Source organism: Velazquezella soli (assembly GCF_977018685.1).
In genome coordinates this window covers 3314892-3334574 of record NZ_CDRNXF010000004.1, presented here as the reverse complement: position 1 = coordinate 3334574, position 19683 = coordinate 3314892, and the positions used below count along the sequence as shown (strand labels likewise).

General features: G+C 60.7%; 15 protein-coding genes. 9 read left to right on the top strand and 6 right to left on the bottom strand.

Features of this window, described 5'->3' with window-relative positions; all coding sequences use genetic code 11:
* Positions 1 to 106 precede the first annotated feature (106 nt).
* Positions 107 to 463, top strand: a complete 357-nt coding sequence (locus tag AC0JZ8_RS19780) for a hypothetical protein (protein ID WP_325261843.1) — start codon at positions 107 to 109, stop codon at positions 461 to 463.
* Positions 464 to 534: 71 nt separating this feature from the next.
* On the opposite strand, the gene edd is transcribed toward AC0JZ8_RS19780, so the two are convergent.
* The 5 genes from edd to AC0JZ8_RS19755 form a co-directional block, all read right to left on the bottom strand.
* Positions 535 to 2352: a phosphogluconate dehydratase gene (edd, locus tag AC0JZ8_RS19775; RefSeq protein ID WP_471893265.1), complete on the bottom strand. Its 1818-nt coding sequence runs from the start codon at positions 2350 to 2352 to the stop codon at positions 535 to 537.
* A gap of 99 nt (positions 2353 to 2451) precedes the next feature.
* A complete protein-coding gene (gene pgl, locus AC0JZ8_RS19770; protein ID WP_471893264.1) occupies positions 2452 to 3150 on the bottom strand; it encodes a 6-phosphogluconolactonase in 699 nt (232 codons plus the stop codon).
* A 7-nt stretch (positions 3151 to 3157) separates the two neighbouring features.
* Positions 3158 to 4630, bottom strand: a complete 1473-nt coding sequence (gene zwf, locus AC0JZ8_RS19765) for a glucose-6-phosphate dehydrogenase (RefSeq protein ID WP_062453773.1) — start codon at positions 4628 to 4630, stop codon at positions 3158 to 3160.
* 96 nt (positions 4631 to 4726) lie between these two features.
* A complete protein-coding gene (locus AC0JZ8_RS19760; protein WP_471893263.1) occupies positions 4727 to 6016 on the bottom strand; it encodes an NAD(P)/FAD-dependent oxidoreductase in 1290 nt (429 codons plus the stop codon).
* A 13-nt stretch (positions 6017 to 6029) separates the two neighbouring features.
* Positions 6030 to 7469 carry a glutamine synthetase family protein gene (locus AC0JZ8_RS19755; RefSeq protein WP_062453771.1) on the bottom strand — a complete coding sequence of 480 codons (1440 nt, stop codon included), beginning with the start codon at positions 7467 to 7469 and terminating at the stop codon, positions 6030 to 6032.
* A 184-nt stretch (positions 7470 to 7653) separates the two neighbouring features.
* Between AC0JZ8_RS19755 and AC0JZ8_RS19750 the strand changes: the two genes are divergently transcribed.
* From AC0JZ8_RS19750 to AC0JZ8_RS19720, 7 genes are all read left to right on the top strand, one after another.
* Entirely contained in the window at positions 7654 to 8835 is a 1182-nt protein-coding gene (locus AC0JZ8_RS19750; protein WP_471893262.1) for a BaiN/RdsA family NAD(P)/FAD-dependent oxidoreductase, read from the top strand.
* Between the two features lie 144 nt (positions 8836 to 8979).
* The gene (locus tag AC0JZ8_RS19745) at positions 8980 to 9114 is read left to right on the top strand and encodes a hypothetical protein (RefSeq protein WP_471893261.1); all 135 of its coding nucleotides are present in this window, start codon (positions 8980 to 8982) and stop codon (positions 9112 to 9114) included.
* 296 nt (positions 9115 to 9410) lie between these two features.
* A complete protein-coding gene (locus tag AC0JZ8_RS19740) occupies positions 9411 to 11132 on the top strand; it encodes a methyl-accepting chemotaxis protein (RefSeq protein ID WP_249407537.1) in 1722 nt (573 codons plus the stop codon).
* 257 nt (positions 11133 to 11389) lie between these two features.
* Positions 11390 to 12487, top strand: coding sequence for a polyamine ABC transporter substrate-binding protein (locus AC0JZ8_RS19735; protein WP_471893260.1), 1098 nt, complete (start codon positions 11390 to 11392; stop codon positions 12485 to 12487).
* Positions 12488 to 12563: 76 nt separating this feature from the next.
* Entirely contained in the window at positions 12564 to 13721 is a 1158-nt protein-coding gene (locus AC0JZ8_RS19730; protein WP_062579145.1) for an ABC transporter ATP-binding protein, read from the top strand.
* A gap of 11 nt (positions 13722 to 13732) precedes the next feature.
* Positions 13733 to 14644: an ABC transporter permease subunit gene (locus tag AC0JZ8_RS19725; protein ID WP_471893259.1), complete on the top strand. Its 912-nt coding sequence runs from the start codon at positions 13733 to 13735 to the stop codon at positions 14642 to 14644.
* A 1-nt stretch (position 14645) separates the two neighbouring features.
* A complete protein-coding gene (locus tag AC0JZ8_RS19720) occupies positions 14646 to 15464 on the top strand; it encodes an ABC transporter permease (protein ID WP_062453767.1) in 819 nt (272 codons plus the stop codon).
* A 16-nt stretch (positions 15465 to 15480) separates the two neighbouring features.
* On the opposite strand, the gene AC0JZ8_RS19715 is transcribed toward AC0JZ8_RS19720, so the two are convergent.
* Positions 15481 to 17364, bottom strand: coding sequence for an AsmA family protein (locus AC0JZ8_RS19715; RefSeq protein WP_471893258.1), 1884 nt, complete (start codon positions 17362 to 17364; stop codon positions 15481 to 15483).
* A 134-nt stretch (positions 17365 to 17498) separates the two neighbouring features.
* Between AC0JZ8_RS19715 and AC0JZ8_RS19710 the strand changes: the two genes are divergently transcribed.
* The gene (locus tag AC0JZ8_RS19710) at positions 17499 to 19475 is read left to right on the top strand and encodes an acetoacetate--CoA ligase (RefSeq protein WP_471893257.1); all 1977 of its coding nucleotides are present in this window, start codon (positions 17499 to 17501) and stop codon (positions 19473 to 19475) included.
* The last annotated feature ends 208 nt before the right edge of the window (positions 19476 to 19683 follow it).

The window sequence follows — 19683 nt, the reverse complement described above, 5'->3', positions numbered from 1 at the left end:
TCTGTTAAACTTCAGGCCCTACTCTTTTGACATTGGAATAGGAGACACTGTCGTGACCGCGGCCCCCATTGGAAAAAGCCATTTTCTGAATAAGGAAGAGTCGTTCATGTACGACCGCGAAGCGCGGTTCAAGATGCATGACACGATGAACGCAGCCCGCATCGAGTATACCGAAAACGGCGTGATGAACATGGCGCAGCGCCGCTGCGACGTTCTGCAGATCTCCGAAACCGAAGCGGTTCTCGGCATCATCACCCAGTACCACCTGCCCAAGCAATTTTATCTCGACATCCCGGACGCCCGCATCTCCAAGGTCGGCTGCATCCTGATGCGGGTCAACACCAACAACACCATTCAGGTTCGCTTTCTAAAGATGCTGACGAAGAAGGAAATGAACCGTATCTTCGTCTTCTCGACACATCCGAACCACCGCGACATGACGATCGATATCCGGGCCTGGTAAGCCACCTGCCCAAGGACCGTGGGCACTGTCGGAGTTATTGAAGGGGCGGCTCAAGGCCGCCCTTTGTTATTTCAGGAAAACACGCTGGCGCCGTGCTCGGCGCGGCCGACGTTGCGGCGGAAGGCGGCGAAGAGTTCGCGGCCCATGCCGAATTCGTTTTCGGAAAGATCCGCCTTGGCAGGCAGGCGCGCGTCGAATTCCACGGCATCCACCAGAACCTCCAGCGTCCCGGCAACAGCGTCGAGACGGATCATGTCGCCGTTTTGGATCTTGGCGATCGCCCCGCCATCGCAGGCTTCAGGCGTCATGTGGATGGCGGCCGGTACCTTGCCCGATGCGCCGGACATGCGCCCGTCGGTGAGAAGCGCCACCTTGAAGCCGCGGTCCTGCAGCACGCCGAGCGGCGGCGTCAGACGGTGCAACTCCGGCATGCCGTTCGCCTGCGGTCCCTGGAAGCGCACGACGGCAATGAAGTCACGGTTCAGGTCGCCGCGCTTGAATGCGTCCTGCAATTCCTGCTGGTCGTGGAACACGATGGCTGGCGCCTCGATGATATGGCGCTCAGGCTTCACGGCCGAAATCTTGATGACGCCCTTGCCGATATTGCCGGTCAGCATCTTCAGGCCGCCGGTCGGCTGGAACGGGGTCTCGATCTGCGCCAGAACCTTCGGGTCGCCACTCATCTGCGGAACCGTATGGCGCTCCACGAGGCCCTTTTCGTCGAGCTTGGCTTCCACCGTGTACGCCTCGAGCCCGTGGCCGAACACGGTGCGCACGTCGTCATGCACCATGCCGGTCTTCAAAAGCTCGCGGATCAGGAAACCCATGCCGCCGGCTGCGTGAAAATGGTTCACGTCGGCAAGACCGTTCGGATAGACGCGGGCCAGCAGCGGAACGATGTCGGACAGTTCCGAAATGTCTTCCCAGGTCAGGTGGATGCCGGCGGCACGTGCCATCGCGACGATATGCATCGTGTGGTTCGTTGAGCCGCCGGTCGCATGCAGGCCGACGACGCCGTTGACGATCGAGCGTTCGTCGATCATCTCGCCTGCCGGCGTGAACTCGTTGCCGAGTGCGGTGATGGCGAGCGCCCGCTTGACTGCCTCGCGTGTCAGCGCTTCGCGAAGCGGCGTGCACGGATTGACGAAGGAGGCGCCGGGCATATGGAAGCCCATGATCTCCATCAGCATCTGGTTCGAGTTGGCCGTGCCGTAGAAGGTGCAGGTGCCCGGGCCGTGATAGGACTTGGATTCCGCTTCCAGCAGTTCGGCGCGGCCGACCTTGCCTTCCGCGTAGAGCTGGCGAATGCGCGACTTCTCGTCGTTGGGCAGGCCCGTCGTCATCGGTCCGGCCGGAATGAACACCGCCGGCAGATGTCCGAAGGATAGGGCAGCGATCACCAGGCCCGGTACGATCTTGTCGCAGATGCCGAGATAGACGGCCGCGTCGAACATGTTGTGCGACAGGCCGATACCGGCCGACATGGCGATCGCATCGCGCGAAAACAGCGAAAGCTCCATGCCGGGCTGCCCCTGTGTGACGCCGTCGCACATGGCTGGAACGCCACCAGCCACCTGGGCGATGCCGCCGGCTGCGCGTGCCGCCTCGCGGATGATCGCGGGGAAGGTCTCGTAGGGCTGGTGAGCCGAGAGCATGTCGTTATAGGAGGTGATGATGCCGAGGTTCGGAACGACGTCGCCAGCGAGCGCGTCCTTCTCGGCGGGGGAACAGACCGCAAAGCCGTGCGCAAGGTTACCGCAGGACAGGGTGGTGCGATGTGGCCCGCGCGATGCGGCGCGGCGCACCCGGTCGATATAGGCCTCACGATGCGGTTTCGATCGTTCGACGATGCGGGCGGTGATCGCCTCGATGCCGGAATGGGCGCCCATGGTTCATCCTCCTTGGGTCGATCCCGGTCTGGGAGAGTGCCGGGATCGCTGGTGTTACTGCTTCGACCCCTCTAAAGGAGCCGCCAGGTAAGACGCGTGTTACGGCGCCCAGTAGATGTCGAGTGGCGAGGCGGCACGGTTCAAGACCGCACGGACCGGCATTTCGGTCTCGTCGGATCCGGCGCTCGCCTTTTCCAGCACGTCCTTCTTGCCCTGTCCCTCGATATGCAGCGCCAGAAAGCGGGCATCCGAAAGGCTGGAGAAGGAGAAGGTCAACCGCTCTTCGCCGGCCCCTTCCGCTTTCATCGTCATGACGCGGCAAAGACCGGTAAGGTCGAGCGCCTGTTCCAGATTGTCGCCATGCGGGAAGAACGAGGCCGTGTGCCCGTCTCCACCCATGCCAAGGATCACGACGTCGAACGGCTTGTCGAGCGCAGCCGTCGCCTTCGTGGCAATCACGGCCGCCTCCTCGATCGAGGGCGCATCGTAATAGAGCGGCACAAAGGTTGCCGCCGCCGCATTGTTGGTCAGCAGATGCTTGGCAACCAGAAGATGGTTGGAGCGCTCACTGTCGGCGGGCACGAAGCGCTCATCGACCAGCGTCACCTTCACCTTGTCCCAGGCAAGCTCACGGGTGGAAAGCTCCTCGAAGAACTTCTTCGGCGTGGAGCCGCCCGAAACCGCAATGCAGGCGGAATCGCGTGCGTAGATCGCTGCGGCGAGGCGGCTTGCCACCTCGTCGGCAAGCGCGGCTGCCAGAGCCGCGCCGTCAGAATAGTCGTGGGTCGTATAGGTCATGGCTACCTCAGGTCTCGTGCCACGTGCGACCGTCGCGCTCGATCAGGGCAATCGCCTGGCTCGGTCCCCAGGTTCCGGCCGTATAGCCCTGAACCTGCTGGCCGGCGGCTTCCCAACCCTTGAGGATCGGGTCGACCCAGCGCCATGCGGCTTCCACTTCGTCGCGACGCATGAACAGCGTCTGGTTGGAACGGATCGTGTCCATCAGAAGACGCTCGTAGGCATCCGGGTTGCGCACGTTGAAGGCAGCAGCAAAGCTCATGTCCAGCGACACTTCGCGCAGGCGCATGCCGCCCGGACCCGGGTCCTTAATCATCAGGGACTGCTTGACGCCTTCGTCCGGCTGCAGGCGGATGATCAGCTGGTTGGCTGCAATCCGGCCAGCGCTCGCATCGAAGATATTGTGCGGGATCGGCTTGAAGGTGATGACGATTTCCGACATGCGGCTGGCAAGGCGCTTGCCGGTGCGGATGTAGAAGGGAACGCCGGCCCAGCGCCAGTTGCCGATTTCGGCCTTGATGGCAACGAAGGTCTCGGTGTTGGAAACTCCGCCTTCCAGCTCTTCCAGATAGCCTTTGACGGCGCCGCCTGCCGAAGCGCCGGCGCGGTACTGGCCCCGCACCGTCATCTGCTGAACGTTGGATTCGTTGATCGGCTTCAGCGCACGCAGCACTTTCAGCTTTTCGTCGCGAACGGCTTCCTGGTCCATCGACGATGGGACTTCCATCGCCACAAGGCACACGAGCTGCATGATGTGGTTCTGCACCATGTCGCGCAGAGCACCCGCCGTATCGTAGTAACCCGCGCGACCTTCGAGGCCCACCGCTTCGGCAACGGTGATTTGCACGTGGTCGATATGGTTGGCGTTCCACAGCGGCTCATAGAGCGCGTTGGCAAACCGCAGCGCCATCAGGTTCTGCACGGTTTCCTTGCCGAGGTAGTGGTCGATGCGGAAGATCTGTTCTTCCGGGAAGACCTTGCCGATCTGGTCGTTGAGCGCCAGCGCTGACGCAAGGTCGCGGCCGATCGGCTTTTCGACGACGATACGGGTCTGCTTGGTGATCATCTTGTGATCGCGGATTTTTTCGGAAATGGCACCGAAAATTCCAGGCGCGACGGCGAGATAGAACACGCGGACGCGGTCCTTGCCCTCGTCGAGCAGCTTCTTCAGCTCGGCCCATCCGCCTTCCGATTTCGCATCGACGGACACGTAATAGAGACGCTTGCAGAACTTCTCGACTTCCGCCTCGTCGTATTCACCCTTCTTGAGATGCTCCTTGAGGGCGTCCTGGGCGAACTTGCGGTAGTCGTCGTGCGAAAGCGCGCTGCGCGATGCGCCGATGATTCGGGTTGGTTCGGTGAAATGGCCTTCGATCTGACGATGGTAGAGGGCCGGCAGAAGCTTGCGCTCCGCAAGGTCGCCGGTGCCGCCGAAAACGACGCAATCAAACGGCTCGACTGGGATGATCTGGCTGCTCATCGCTATTCTTTCATCTCGCATGGTTGGTGGAACACATATTCTAATCGATTTAAAAACGCTAGCCCGAAATCGCAACTGGGCGGTAGGGGAGGCGTCTCACATCCTGTCTCTGAGCGCAAACCAAGTCAGCGCGAGGAACAGAAGAGGGCTTCGCATGCGCCGCCCGCCGGGGAAGGACGGTATGTCGAGGTCCCGCAGATAATCGAGCTCGGTGCGATTTCCCAGGACCATGTCGGCGTAGAGTTTGCCGCAATAATTCGACAGCATCACGCCATGACCGGAATAGCCACCGATCGATGTGACGCCCGGCATCACCTCGCGAACGAACGGATGCCGCGGCAGGGTAATCCCGACATTGCCGCCCCAGGCATGGGTGATCTGGACATCCTTCAGCGCCGGATAGGTATCGACGATCTGGCGGCGGATGGCCTCGGCCGTGTCCTTCGGATTGCTCGACGTGTAGACCTCGCGGCCACCGAACAACAGCCGGTTGTCCAGCGACTTGCGGAAGTAGCGCACCACGAAACGGCTGTCGCAGACGGCCTCGCCGCCGGGAATGACCTGCGGAAACTCATCGAGCGGTTCGGTTGCGGCGATAAAGGATCCGATCGGCATGATATGCGCGCCGGTCACCGGTTCGAGATTGCCGATATAGGCGTTGGTGGCAAGCAGCACCCGAGCGGCCGAAATCGTGCCGCGCGGCGTCTCGATCAGCGTCTTGCCGCCCGACTGCGTGATCCTGGTTGCCGGCGTTTCCTCATGGATCGCAGCGCCTGCGTCATGCGCCACCCGTGCCAGTCCGATCAGGAGCTTCAGCGGATGGATATGGCCGGTTCCCATGTCGCGCACGCCGCAGTGGTAATCGGTCGTGCCGACCCGCTCGGCGGTTTCCTTCGCGCCCATGAACGTGACATGCGGATAGCCGTAGCGCTCGGCCGCGATTGCGGCATTGACCTGGTAATATCGCTCGTATCCCCGCTTGTGGGCGACGTTCAGCTGACCCGGCACGTATTCCATGTCGATGCCGTGGGCGGACGCGAAATCCATCAGATAGCGCTTGGCGCCCTCGGCCATGTCGAACAGCGCTTTCGAGCGCTCGAAACCCAGCTTCTCCTCGATCTCCTCCGGCCATGAGCGCTGGCCTGTGCCCAACTGCCCGCCATTGCGTCCCGATGCGCCGTCGCCAAAATGCGCGGCCTCGATCAGCACCACCGACGTGCCGGCTTTCGCCAGCGTGTAGGCGGCCTGGAGCCCGGTATAGCCGCCGCCGATGATGGCAACGTCAACGCTCTTCGAGCCGTCGAGGGGAGGGTAGGTCGCCCGGTCGCCAACGCTTGCCTGATACCAAGAAATGCCCGAGGCGATGGGGCTCTGCCAATTGTCCAAAATACCTTTTCCCTCACACGTTGAGGAGCAGGAATTCCCGTTCCCAAGGGCTGATCACCTGCATGAACGTCTCGAACTCCCCACGCTTCACGCCGGCATAAAGGCCGATGAATTCCTTGCTGAACACTTCCGCAAGCGCCGGCTCGTCCTCGAGCAGCGAGACTGCCTTTAGGAGATCGCGCGGCAGGTCGATCTCGCCTTCATTGGCGGAATCTTCCGTCGGCGGTGTCGGGTCGAGCCTGTTTTTGATGCCGAGCAGGCCGCAGCCGAGAGAGGCCGCAAGCGCCAGATACGGATTTGCATCGGAGCTCGGCAACCGGTTCTCGACACGCCGCGAGTTCGCGTCCGAAACCGGTACGCGAAAGGCCGTGGTGCGGTTGTCGTAACCCCAGGCGGAGTTGACGGGTGCCGCCATATCCGGCGTCAGACGCCGGTAGGAATTCACATAAGGCGCCATCATCACCAGCGCCTTCGGAATGAAGGCCTGCATACCGCCGATGAAGTGGAAGAATTCCTCCGATGCCGAACCGTCGGCGTTGGAAAAGACGTTCTTGCCGGTCTCGATTTCCACCACCGACTGGTGGATATGCATCGCAGATCCCGCTTGGCCCTGCATCGGCTTTGCCATGAAGGTTGCATAGATGCCGTGTTTCAGCGCCGCCTCGCGAATGGTGCGCTTGAACATGAAGACCTGGTCGGCTAGTTCCACCGGATCGCCATGGCGAAGATTGATTTCCAGCTGCGCCGGGCCTTCCTCGTGGATCAGCGTATCGATCTCGAGGCCCTGCTTTTCGGAGAAATGGTAGATGTCGTCGATCAGTTCGTCGAACTCGTTGATGCCGGCAATCGAATAGCTCTGTCCACCGAGGATCGACCGACCGGAGCGGCCCTTCGGCGGATGCAGTGGATAATCCGGGTCGTCGTTTTTGGCGACCAGATAGAACTCGATCTCCGGCGCCACGACGGGCTTCCACCCGCGGTCGTTATAGAGCTTGACGATATTCTTCAAAACGTTGCGCGGCGTATAGGACACCGCCTGACCATCGGTGTCGACGATGTCGCAGATCACCTGCGCCGTCGGGTCGCTCTCCCAGGGCACGACGGCAAGCGTCGAGAGATCAGGCATCAGCTTGAGATCGCTGTCGCGCGGCTCATAGCGGAAGTTTGCCGTCTCGTCGGGATACTCACCGGAGATGGTATGGCGATAGAGCGCGGAAGGCAGCGCCAGCGAGGTGTTGGAGGTAAACTTCGACGAGGGCATCATCTTGCCGCGCGGCACGCCGGCTAGATCGGGCGTGATGCATTCGATGTCTTCGATCCCGCGTGCCCGAAGCCAAGCGGCTGCCTCGCGCCAGTCTGCAACGCCGCGAAGCGAAGTCAGTGTCGGCTGGGCTGTCGCGGCTTTCGCCACGGTTCCGGTTGCCAGGACAGGGGATGATTTCTTGCGCGGCATAACACACCGGGGTCATGTTGATCGGAGCCCCATCATAGCCATGGAATGATGTTTGGGAACACTCTTTGGCTGAGAGCGCGCTGACTTCTTGGCGAGGAGCAGGCTGAATCCGCTATTGTGTCCCCGCCATCTTGACTTGGAGGCTCCAATCGAAAACAGCAAGTCGATGACGAGAGGATGACCATTGGCACAGAAATTCGATGTGATCGTGTTGGGCGCCGGTGCCGCCGGCATGATGTGCGCCATCCGCGCCGGCCAGCGTGGTCGCTCGGTGCTGGTGCTTGATCACGCCAAGGCGCCCGGCGAAAAGATCCGCATCTCGGGAGGCGGCCGCTGCAACTTTACCAATATCGGTGCGGCCCCCCAGCATTACCTCTCCGGCAACGCGCATTTCGTCAAATCGGCACTTGCCCGCTACACGGCCCGCGATTTCCTCGACTTGGTGGAACGGCATCGAATTCCCTGGCACGAAAAGACGCTCGGTCAACTGTTCTGCGACAACAGCGCCAAGGACATCATCGCGATGCTGCTGGCGGAAATGTCGGCCGCGAAAGTGTCCCTGAAGCTTCAGACGGCGATCGACGTCATCGAAAAATCGCCCGACGGGTATCGGCTGGCCACCTCTGCCGGCCAGTTCGAAGCCGGGTCGCTGGTGGTGGCGACGGGCGGCAAGTCCATCCCGAAAATGGGCGCTACGGGCTTCGCCTACGAGATTGCTGCGCAGTTCGGGCTCAAGCTGGTCGAGACGCGCCCCGGCCTCGTGCCGCTGACCTTCGACCAGAACACACTCGAAAAACTGTCGCCGCTGTCTGGGATCGCGGTTCCTGCAGAAGTGCGCCATGGCCGGACGGGATTTCGCGAGGCTATGCTGTTTACCCATCGCGGCCTCAGTGGCCCGTCGATCCTGCAGATTTCCTCCTATTGGCGGGAAGGTGACGACATCACGCTGTCGATAGAACCGGATGCCTCAATCAGCGATGCACTGAAGGCGGCCCGCAAGACGAACGGCAGACAGGCGGCGCAGACGGCGCTTGGCGAAATACTGCCCAAGCGTCTTGCTCAGTATTTCGTGGAAAACCGCGGCGTCACTGGCAATCTTGCTGATCTCTCCGACAAGATGCTGACAGGGCTTGCAGCATCGATCCAGGACTGGAAGATCCGCCCCGCCGGTTCGGAAGGGTATCGCACGGCCGAGGTCACGCTGGGTGGTATCGATACTTCCGCACTGGATTCCAAAACGATGCAGGCCAAGGCCGTGCCAGGCTTGTATTTCATCGGCGAGTGCGTTGACGTTACAGGCTGGCTTGGCGGCTATAACTTCCAGTGGGCCTGGTCTTCCGGCTATGCTTGCGGAGACAGCCTCTAGGTAGAAATGCCAGTTGTGCTCGATTCAGGTGTTGTTAATATGCCTGGAGGATGCTGCCTTAATGCCAGCCCATTTGTTTGGTCTATAGGCTGCGTACCCGCCGGCTTCCGGCGGCCATCACCAAGATCGTGGAGTCGGATACCTATGCAGAAGACCCGCAGCACCCGTGCAATTGCTATTGCCAAGACCCAGGATAACGCAAAGTTGATCCGCGTAAGATTTCTGGCGATGGCGGTTGGAGCAACTGTTGCTCTTCTTTCGGTTCCTTTCTACTTCTGACGTAGTCTCCCCGCAGCCTTGCTGCGGCAAGGAATGTGTGGACGAGTAACGGCGTCGGTGTAGCTCTGGATCTACGTCGGTAGCTTGAGTTACGTCAATTTCCTATTTATCTAATCTTCAGATATCTCCGTCAAAAACAACAGTGTCTCTCACATTTTGGAAAGAGCCCTGTTTTGACCAAGAAGCTTCTCCCCTCATCCGTTGTATCCCGGATTGTTCTCCTCTGCCTTTTTCTCGTTTCCGTGGCAGCGGCTACTCTTTCCGGGCTTGCCTATGTCAATCTTCGGAACGACGTCATGTCGAGTGCACGTGCCGATGCCTATAAGGCGATGCGCACGCTGGGGCTTCTTTATGAGCTGGAACTGCCCGGTGCGAAGACAGAGATCCGCGACGAAGTCGTCAACAAGGTTCTCCAGGGCGAAGGCGCTCTGAAAGGCCATGACGTGGTCGACCGTGCCGCTGCTGCCATCGGCGGCGTTGCAACGATCTTTGAAAAGCAGGGCGCAGACTACGTCCGCATCTCCACCAACGTGAAGACGGAAAAGGGTGAGCGCGCCATCGGCACGAAGCTTGCTCCCGAACATCCGGCGCAGCCGAAGCTCGGCAAGAGCGAATCCTATTTCGGAAACGCGGTTCTGTTCGGCAAGGACTACATGACCGGGTATTTCCCGATCACCAATGCCGCAGGTGCAGTCACCGGCGTCCTCTTCATCGGTGTTCCGATGGAAGTCTATTTCGCCCATATCGCGTCGTCTGCTTATATCCTCATTGGCACGTCGGCGATCGCGCTTCTGGTGCTCGGCTTCTTCAGCTTTTTCGCCATCCGGGCCCTCGTGCGCCCGCTCGGCGTGCTGACCGGCAGCGTCCGCGCCATTGCGCAGGGCGATAACAAGAGTGCGATCCCCTATCTCCAGCTGCCGAACGAATTCGGCAACATTGCCAGAGCCCTTGAGGTTTTCCGCGATAAGGACCGCGAAAAGCAGCTGATCGAAAGCCGCAGCGCCGCAGAGCGTGCCGAAGCGGAAGCGGATCGCCATCGCAACGATACCGAAAAGCAGCATGTCGACGCCCAGATCGAGCACGCCGTCACGCAGCTTGGATCGGCCTTGTCGCGTCTGTCCCAGGGCGATCTATCCGCATCGATCGACACGCCGTTCTCCGGTCGTCTTGAAGGCCTGCGGACCGATTTCAACAATTCGATCCTGCGGCTGCGTGAAACGATGACGCATATCCGGGCCAGCACGCTCTCGATCCAGAAGAGCAGCTCCGATCTCAGCCACTCGTCGACGGACCTGTCACGCCGCACCGAAAGCCAGGCCGCTTCGCTCGAAGAGACGGCAGCCGCCGTGGACGAGATCACCGTTACCGTACGCTCCTCCGCCGAACGCGCTCGCGAAGCCAATGACGCCGTGACGCAGACCAAGAAGAGCGCCGACAGTTCCGGCACCGTGGTCCGCAATGCCGTCGAAGCGATGGGCAAGATCGAGGAAGCGTCCAAGAAGATCGAGCTGATCATCGATGTCATCGACGACATTGCCTTCCAGACCAACCTCCTCGCCTTGAACGCCGGCATCGAAGCCGCGCGGGCAGGGGATGCCGGCAAGGGCTTTGCGGTCGTTGCCCAGGAAGTGCGTGAACTGGCCCAGCGCTCCGCCGATGCGGCCAAGGAAATCAAGGGCCTGATCGACCAGTCCAGCCACGAGGTCCATTCCGGATCGACGCTGGTGCAGGAAGCCGGCGAAGTGCTGGCCACGATCAGCAGCGACATCACCATCATCAGCAAGCATGTCGATACGATCGCCACTGCCAGCCGCGACCAGGCCGCAGCGCTTCAGGACATCAACAGCTCCGTCAACAAGATGGATCAGATGACCCAGCAGAACGGTGCCATGGTGGGCGAAACCAGCGAGGCGAGCCGTCGCCTTGCTGAAGAGGCGGATATGCTGCTCGGCCTCGTCCAGCAGTTCAAGATCGACAGCCAGAGATCAATGGCCCGTCAGGATAGCCGGGCAGCCTGAGCGCGGGAAGATGAAATGACAAGGGGCGGCTTTCGGGCCGCCCTTTTTTGTGAACGATGAGCCGGTTGCGATTTCGGCTTGGCACAAGGGCATGGGTTCGGGCGGCGTCGATTTCCGGTAACCGCTGCTGCATTGCACATTCCCCCTTGTGGCCTGGGGAATTCCTTTCTACTCTCCTCAAAATTATAGGGAAATTCGCGCGAACCGTCCTGCCGCGCAGGGGCGGTGGCTGCAGGTGCTGCAACAGGAGAGAATTGATGAAAGCCCATTTGCTCAGCATAGCCGCCGCTTTGGCTGCGACCGCTTTCACAGTGTCTGGTGTTTCCGCCCAGGAACGCACTGTGCATGTCTACAACTGGTCCGACTACATCGATGAATCGATCCTGCAGGACTTCACCAAGGAAACCGGCATCAAGGTTGTCTACGACGTCTTTGACAGCAACGATATCCTGGAAACCAAGCTGCTTGCCGGCGGCTCCGGTTACGACGTCGTGGTGCCGACCGCCCCGTTCCTCGCCCGCCAGATCCAGGCCGGCGTCTTCCAGAAGCTCGACAAGTCCAAGATCCCCAACCTTTCCAACCTGTGGCCGGAAATCTCGGCGCGTCTTGCCAAATACGATCCCGGCAACGAATACGCCGTCAACTACATGTGGGGCACGACCGGCATCGGCTACAATGTCGATAAGGTCAAGAAGGCACTCGGCGATACGCCCCTCGACAGCTGGGACGTGCTGTTCAAGCCTGAAAATGCTGCAAAGCTCAAGTCCTGCGGCGTCAACATCCTCGATGCATCCGACGAGACCTTCGCGATCGGCATGAACTATGTCGGCAAGGATCCCGACAGCAAGGAAACGAAGGATCTCGAAGCGGGCGGCAAGGTCTATTCCGACATCCGCTCCTCGGCAAAGACGTTCAACTCCTCGTCCTATATCGATGATCTCGCCAACGGCGACATCTGCATCACCATCGGCTGGTCGGGCGACATTCTGCAGGCAAAGACCCGCGCCGAGGAAGCCAAGAACGGCGTCAACATCGAGTTCTCGATCCCCAAGGAAGGAACCTATATGTGGTTCGACAACCTTGCGATCCCGGCCGATGCAAAGAACGTGGCCGAAGCGCATGAATTCATCAATTACTTGATGAAGCCCGAAGTGATCGCCAAGGCATCGAACTACGTTCAGTATGCCAACGGCAACCTGGCCTCGCAGAAGTTCATCGACAAGGAAGTCCTGGAAAACCCGGCGGTCTACCCGACCGAAGAGGTCACCAAGAAGCTCTTCACGATCTCGCCTTACGGGCCCAAGGAACAGCGCGTGCTGAACCGGCTCTGGACCCAGATCAAGACCGGCAAGTAACCATCGGCTTCGGGGCAGGCAAAACCTGCCCCGATCTGTTTCTGGCAATATTTCTTTAGGGCAGGCGGGGCAGGCGATGGCAAAGACACTCGGACCGGTAAAACGAAAATTCTCTCCGTGGACCGATCCGGCTTCGGTGCCCTTCATCCGCTTTGAAAACATCACCAAGCGCTTCGGCAATTTCACCGCCGTCGATAATCTGACGCTCGATATCTACGAGAGGGAATTCTTCTCGCTGCTCGGGCCGTCCGGCTGCGGAAAGACGACGCTGATGCGGATGCTGGCAGGCTTCGAGGAGCCGACGGAAGGCCGCATCCTTTTGCAGGGCAAGGACATTTCCGGTGTTCCGCCCTACAAGCGCCCGACCAACATGATGTTTCAGTCCTACGCGCTCTTCCCGCATATGTCGGTTGAAAAGAACATCGCCTTCGGTCTCAAGCAGGACAATTTGCCAAAGGGCGAGATCGATACCCGCGTCGAGGAAATGCTGAAGCTCGTCAAGCTGGAGCAGTTCGCCAAGCGCAAGCCGGCACAGCTTTCCGGCGGCCAGCGCCAGCGCGTGGCGCTGGCAAGGTCGCTCGCAAAGCGCCCGAAGGTCCTGCTGCTCGACGAACCGCTCGGCGCGCTGGACAAGAAGCTGCGCGAGGAAACCCAGTTCGAACTGATGGATATCCAGCAGACGCTGGGACTCACCTTCCTCATCGTCACCCACGACCAGGAAGAGGCGATGACCGTGTCCGACCGTATCGCGGTCATGGACAAGGGCATCATCATGCAGGTGGCAACGCCGGCCGAAATCTACGAGGCCCCGAACAGCCGCTACGTGGCAGACTTCATCGGCGATATCAACATCCTCGAAGGCACGGTGACGCAAACCGATAGCGCGCTCGGCGCCCCCGGCCTGGTGCGGATCGACAGCGACGGTCTGAGCGTTGCCGCAGAACAGGAATGCCAGGCCGTCAAGGGAGATCACGTCGCCTACGCGGTCCGCCCGGAAAAGGTGCGCATCTCGCAGGAACAGCCCGCCGATACGTCCCTCAATGCGGCCTATGGCGAAGTCTGGGACATCGGCTATCTCGGCGACTTCTCGGTATTTCTCGTGAAGATGGAGGACGGCCGTATCGTCCGCGCCGCGCAGGCCAACGTCTCGCGCCTGGTCGATCGGCCGATCACCTTCGGCGACATGGTGTGGCTGACCTGGTCACGCGATGCCGGCCTTGTGCTGACACGATAGGGAGCGCGATCATGGCCGATACGACAGCAGACAATCCGCATGCCAACCCGGCCCGCTGGCTGGTCGTCGCAGTGCCCTATCTCTGGCTGCTGCTGTTCTTCGTCGCGCCCTTCCTGATCATCTTCAAGATCTCGCTGTCGGACACGGCGATTGCCATGCCGCCTTATACGCCGGTGTTCGGCGGCTGGGGCACCATCAGCGATTTCGTCTCCGAGCTGGACATCGAGAACTACCTGTTTCTCACCGAGGACCCGCTTTACTTCCAGGCCTATATGTCGTCGCTGCGGATTGCCGCGATCTCGACGTTCTTGCTTCTCCTCATCGGCTATCCGATGGCGCTTGCCATGGCGCGCGCACCCAATTCCATCCGGCCGATCCTTCTGATGCTGGTCATCCTGCCGTTCTGGACCTCGTTCCTCATCCGCGTCTATGCCTGGATCGGCATCCTGAAGCCGGACGGGTTGCTGACGCTCGCCTTGCAGACGATCGGGCTGATGGGACCGGATCAACAGGTGGAGATCTTCAGAACCGACACGGCCGTCTTTATCGGCATCGTCTATTCCTATCTGCCCTTCATGGTCCTGCCGCTCTATGCGGCGCTCGAAAAGATGGACAATACCCTGCTCGAAGCCGCCAACGATCTCGGCTGCCCGCCGTGGAAGGCGTTCTGGAAGATTACCTTTCCACTGTCGCTGCCGGGCGTCATCGCAGGCTCGATGATCTGCTTCATCCCGATCACAGGCGAATTCGTCATCCCGGATCTGCTCGGCGGCGCCGATACGCTGATGATCGGCAAGACGCTGTGGACGGAGTTCTTCAGCAACCGCGACTGGCCGCTTGCGTCGGCCGTAGCAGTGGTCTTGCTGCTGATGCTGGTCGTGCCGATCGCCATATTCCAGAACCAGCAGAAGAAGGTGGCGTGAGATGACAAAGAACCGCCTTGATGCCACCGTCCTGACGCTTGGCTTCGCCTTCCTCTACATCCCCATCATCATTCTGGTCGTCTACTCGTTCAACGCCTCGCGGCTCGTCACGGTCTGGGGCGGCTTCTCGCTCAACTGGTACGTCTCGATGTGGTCGAACCAGGGTCTTATGGATGCCGCCTGGGTCACGGCCCGCGTCGGTCTGTTGAGCGCCACGTTCGGTACCATCCTCGGCACGCTGGCCGCGCTGACGCTGGTCCGCTACCAGAAGTTTCCGGGAAAGATGCTGTTCTCAGGCATGATCTATGCGCCGCTGGTCATGCCGGAGGTCATCACCGGCCTGTCGCTGCTGCTTCTTTTCGTGGCGATCGGCGTCGATCGCGGGTTCTGGACCGTCATCATCGCCCACACAACCTTCACCATGTGCTACGTGGCGATCGTCGTTCAGTCGCGGCTTCTCACCTTCGACCGCAGTCTGGAAGAGGCAGCGCTCGATCTCGGCTGCCCGCCGGTCAAGACGTTCTTCCAGATCACCCTGCCGCTGATCCTGCCCGCCGTCATCTCCGGCTGGATGCTCGCCTTCACCCTGTCGTTGGACGACCTTGTGATCGCAAGCTTCAACACCGGGCCAGGTGCCACCACGCTGCCAATCAAGATCTATTCGCAGGTGAGGCTCGGTGTGACGCCGGAAATCAACGCAATCTGCACGATCCTGATCGCGCTGGTGACACTCGGCGTCATCGCCACCTCGATCGGCACCAAGCGCGCCGAGGTCCGGCGTATCCGCGACGAGCATATGGCGCTGCGGACCGGGAGCTGAACCGTCAGGGCGTGTGTTATTCGGTGATCTTCGGCGTGGGCTTTGCGACCGGCCAGATTACCGGGTTCTGCCAGGATCCCCCAATAAAAAAGTGGGTGGCATCCGGGCGGCCAGCGGCAGCGTCCCCGCTGGTTGTCCCGCTGGAATCTGTGAGCACACCGGCAGAAAGCGCGAGGCTGTTATTGGCATAGGGCACGATGCCGTTGAGCGTAATACGCTCGTTGGTTCCAACGATCAGCCCGTTGCGGATATCGGCTAAACCATCAGCGACGGTGACGTTAATATCGACACTCTGGAATTCGTAAGCTCCGGTCCCTGCTTCGCTCAGCGTGAAATAGGGTTTTTGGGTCGCCAGCCGTCTTATGCCTGCCATGTCCACACCGGGCAGAGTTCCGCTGCCGGCACGAAAGCGCAGCGATCCTTTCGCATTGCGCAGCGTTTCCGCCGTCACCGGTCGCGCCACGTCCAGCGCCAGTTCGAGCGAGCCCGAGGCGCCGGGTAGCGGGGCCGTCAGGCCAAGCCGGCTGATCACGCTGGCGAAGTCGGCGTCCTGCACGGAGAGCCTTATGGCAACGCCGCCGGTCTCGCCGTCCTTGATCGTCGCGATGCGGCCGGTCAGTCGTCCGTTTTCGAAATCGCTGTCGAGAATATCGATCCGTGACTGGTCACCGATATTCATGATGCCGACGGCAACTTCGCTGAGCTGGAAGGGGCCGATTTCGACGCTTTGTGCGGAAAGCCTCAAATCCAGCTCGAGCCGGTCGCGCAGTCTTGCGGCGGGATCGCTTTTGTCGAGAAGTCGCGGCGCGATCTCGGCCAGCATCGGCAACACGTCGCGGGTGTTGAGGGCGAGCGTCCCGGTCAGCCGCGGGGGCGCATCCGCCGGCATGGTCAGGTCCAGAATGCCGCTTGCCGTGATGTCGTCGATACCGAGCGACAGGCTTTCGAACCGCATCGCCGTATCGTTGGTGATCAGCCGGGCCTTCACGGAGAGCTGCTTCAGCTTTTCCGTGCCTGGCAGGTCGAACCCCATCCACTGCATGGCTTTGGCGCCATCCGCCGTTGCAAATTCGGCATCTCCGGACAAAAAGCCGTGGCTCGCGAGGTTGACGACGCCGCTGAACTTGGCGTTGAACAGGTCCGACTGGATCGAGCCCGAAGTGCTACTGCTGCGGCCCGAAAACAGAAGCAGAGGCTGGCGCGAGGTGATATCGGCCGTGACCCTGCGGCCGGCAATCGTTGCCTGGCCCTTGAAGCTCGCGCTGCGTGAAAGATAGGACCAGTCGATCTCGCTGTCGATCCGGTCGACCCGGACGATGCGGCCATCCTCTTCGTTGGTAATCTGAAGCGTGCCGTTCTCGATCAGGACATCGCCGATCGGCGCATCATTCGAATTGTCCAGCAACTGACCGGTGCCATCGCTTTTGACAGCGCGAACGGCGCGGCTGAGCAATCCGTCATTGGTCCAGTCCAGTCGCCCATTCGGTTTGCGCAGCACGAAAAGCTGCGGGTCCTTGAGGTGGAAATCCTTGAATTCCGGCTGACCCACCAGCGCGCCCAGAAGATCGAACGACGCCGACAGTTCACGGACGCTGCCAAGCATGCCTTTCTTGCCATGATCGATGTTGCGAACCATTACATCGGAGAATGTGATGCGCGGCTCCGGCCAGAAGGCAAGCGACGGCTGTCCGCCGATCGACACGTCGTGGCCGATCCATTCCTCGACGGCGCGCTCCATTCGTTCCCGTACCAGCACGGTCGAAACAAGGAAGGGTGCCGCGAGCTGGAAGGCGACGAAGAGGCTCAGCAGCGAGACCAGAACGATCAAGGCGATGCGCGTCCGCTTCCCTAAGGGGCGTCCGAAGGTCCTACGCAGCTTTCCGTCTGTCTCGTTGGGCATGGCTCACGCGAATATAGGAAATGCCGGCGTCGCGCAAATGCAGCAAGCGCGCGCTCCAGTGCTTTATCCCCCTCGATCGCATGATATACAGACGGTCAGGGACGCGCCTGTGAACGGCATAGGAGGAGAATTGCATGAGTGAGCAGCAGCCGCTTTGGTCGCCATCGGAGGAGACGTTGCGGACAGCACCGCTTGCCCGCTTCATCGTCTGGTGCAGCGAGCGGTATTCAATCGGTTTTGAGGATTACGACGCATTCCACAGCTGGTCGATCGAACAGCGCGGCGATTTCTGGTCCGCAGTCTGGGATTTCTGCGGCGTCAAGGGCGACAAAGGCGACGTCTACCTGGACGACGATGGCGAGATGCTCGCCGCCCGCTTCTTTCCCCATGCACGCCTGAACTTCGCCGAAAACCTGCTTGCCGGCAGCGGAGCCGACGCGAAGACCTCGGACGCTCTGGTCTTCTGGGGCGAGGACAAGGTCAAGGACCGTTGGTCCTGGGAAAGGTTGCAGGGCGAGGTGTCAAGGCTTCAGCAGGCATACCGCGCACTCGGCATCGGCAGGGGAGATCGCATCGCCACGATGATGCCGAATATGCCTGAAACGATCGCCTGCATGCTGGCAGCAGCCTCTATCGGGGCAATCTGGTCTTCCTGCTCGCCGGATTTCGGTGAACAGGGCGTGCTGGACCGGTTCGGACAGATCGGCCCAAAGCTGTTCATCACCTGCGATGGCTACTGGTACAACGGCAAACTGCAGGATGTGTCGGCAAAGGTCGACGCGGTTTCAAAGACGCTCGGGGTACCGGTTCTGGTCGTGCCCTATGCAGGGTCGCAGGACAAGAATGCCGCGCCGCTCGCAAAGACCCTCTCCGACGGCCGCGCGCTTGCCGATTTCCTGGCGCCGTTTGCGGCACTGACCGTCGAATTCGAGCCGCTGCCGTTCTCGCATCCGCTCTACATCCTGTTTTCGTCAGGCACGACCGGCATCCCGAAATGCATCGTCCACTCGGCCGGCGGCACGCTTCTCCAGCATGTGAAGGAACATCGGCTGCATTGCGGCATCGAGCCGGGTGAAAACCTGTTCTATTTCACTACGTGTGGCTGGATGATGTGGAACTGGCTGGTCTCCGGTCTCGCAGTTGGCGCCACACTCTGCCTCTATGACGGTTCGCCCTTTGCTCCGGATGGCAACATCCTGTTTGACTATGCGGAACAGGAGCGGTTCGCCGTTTTCGGCACGTCCGCGAAATATATCGACGCCGTGCGCAAAAGCGGCATCGTGCCTGCGCAGAGCCACGATCTGTCCACCCTTCGCCTCGTGACCTCGACGGGCTCGCCGCTGTCACCGGAAGGCTTTTCCTTCGTCTATCAGGGCATCAAGAACGACGTCCATCTCGCCTCCATCTCCGGTGGCACGGACATCGTCTCCTGCTTCGTGCTGGGCAATCCGCTGAAACCGGTCTGGCGCGGCGAGATCCAGGGGCCGGGCCTCGGCCTTGCCGTCGATGTCTGGAACGACGAGGGCCAGCCGGTGCGTGGCGAAAAGGGCGAACTCGTCTGCACCAAGGCATTCCCATCCATGCCGCTGATGTTCTGGAACGATCCCGACGGCCAGAAATACCGTGCCGCCTATTTCGAGCGGTTCGACAACATCTGGTGCCACGGCGATTTTGCCGAATGGACGACCCATGGCGGCATCGTCATCCATGGCCGTTCCGATGCGACGCTTAATCCCGGCGGGGTTCGGATCGGCACGGCTGAGATCTACAATCAGGTCGAGCAGATGGACGAGATCGCCGAAGCGATCTGTATCGGCCAGGACTGGGACGAGGATGTGCGCGTCGTGCTGTTCGTCCGGCTGGCGGACGGACTGACGCTGGACGACCGACTGACCAGGGAGATTAAGGCGCGTATTCGCGCAGGCGCCTCGCCACGGCACGTGCCGGCAAGGATCATCCAGGTCGCCGATATTCCCCGCACCAAATCCGGCAAGATCGTCGAACTTGCCGTGCGCGATATCGTTCACAATCGGCCGGTCAGAAATCGGGAGGCGCTTGCCAACCCGGACGCGCTGGAGCTGTTTGCCAATGTCGCGGAGTTGCGGAATTGACGGCCATCAGGTGCCCTGTGCCATTGCGGGTCGCCGTTCCTGCATTGCCGGAACTGGTATTGGTTTTTAACGGCGTGTTAAGCCTCGCCCGCCAAAACTGATCCGGCATGATACTTTTCGTGTAGGGAAGATGAGCAAGGCTCAGGCTTTGCTGATTAGGAAGTCTTCCGTCACTTTTCGAACAGCATCAATTCCAGGCAGCCTCAGG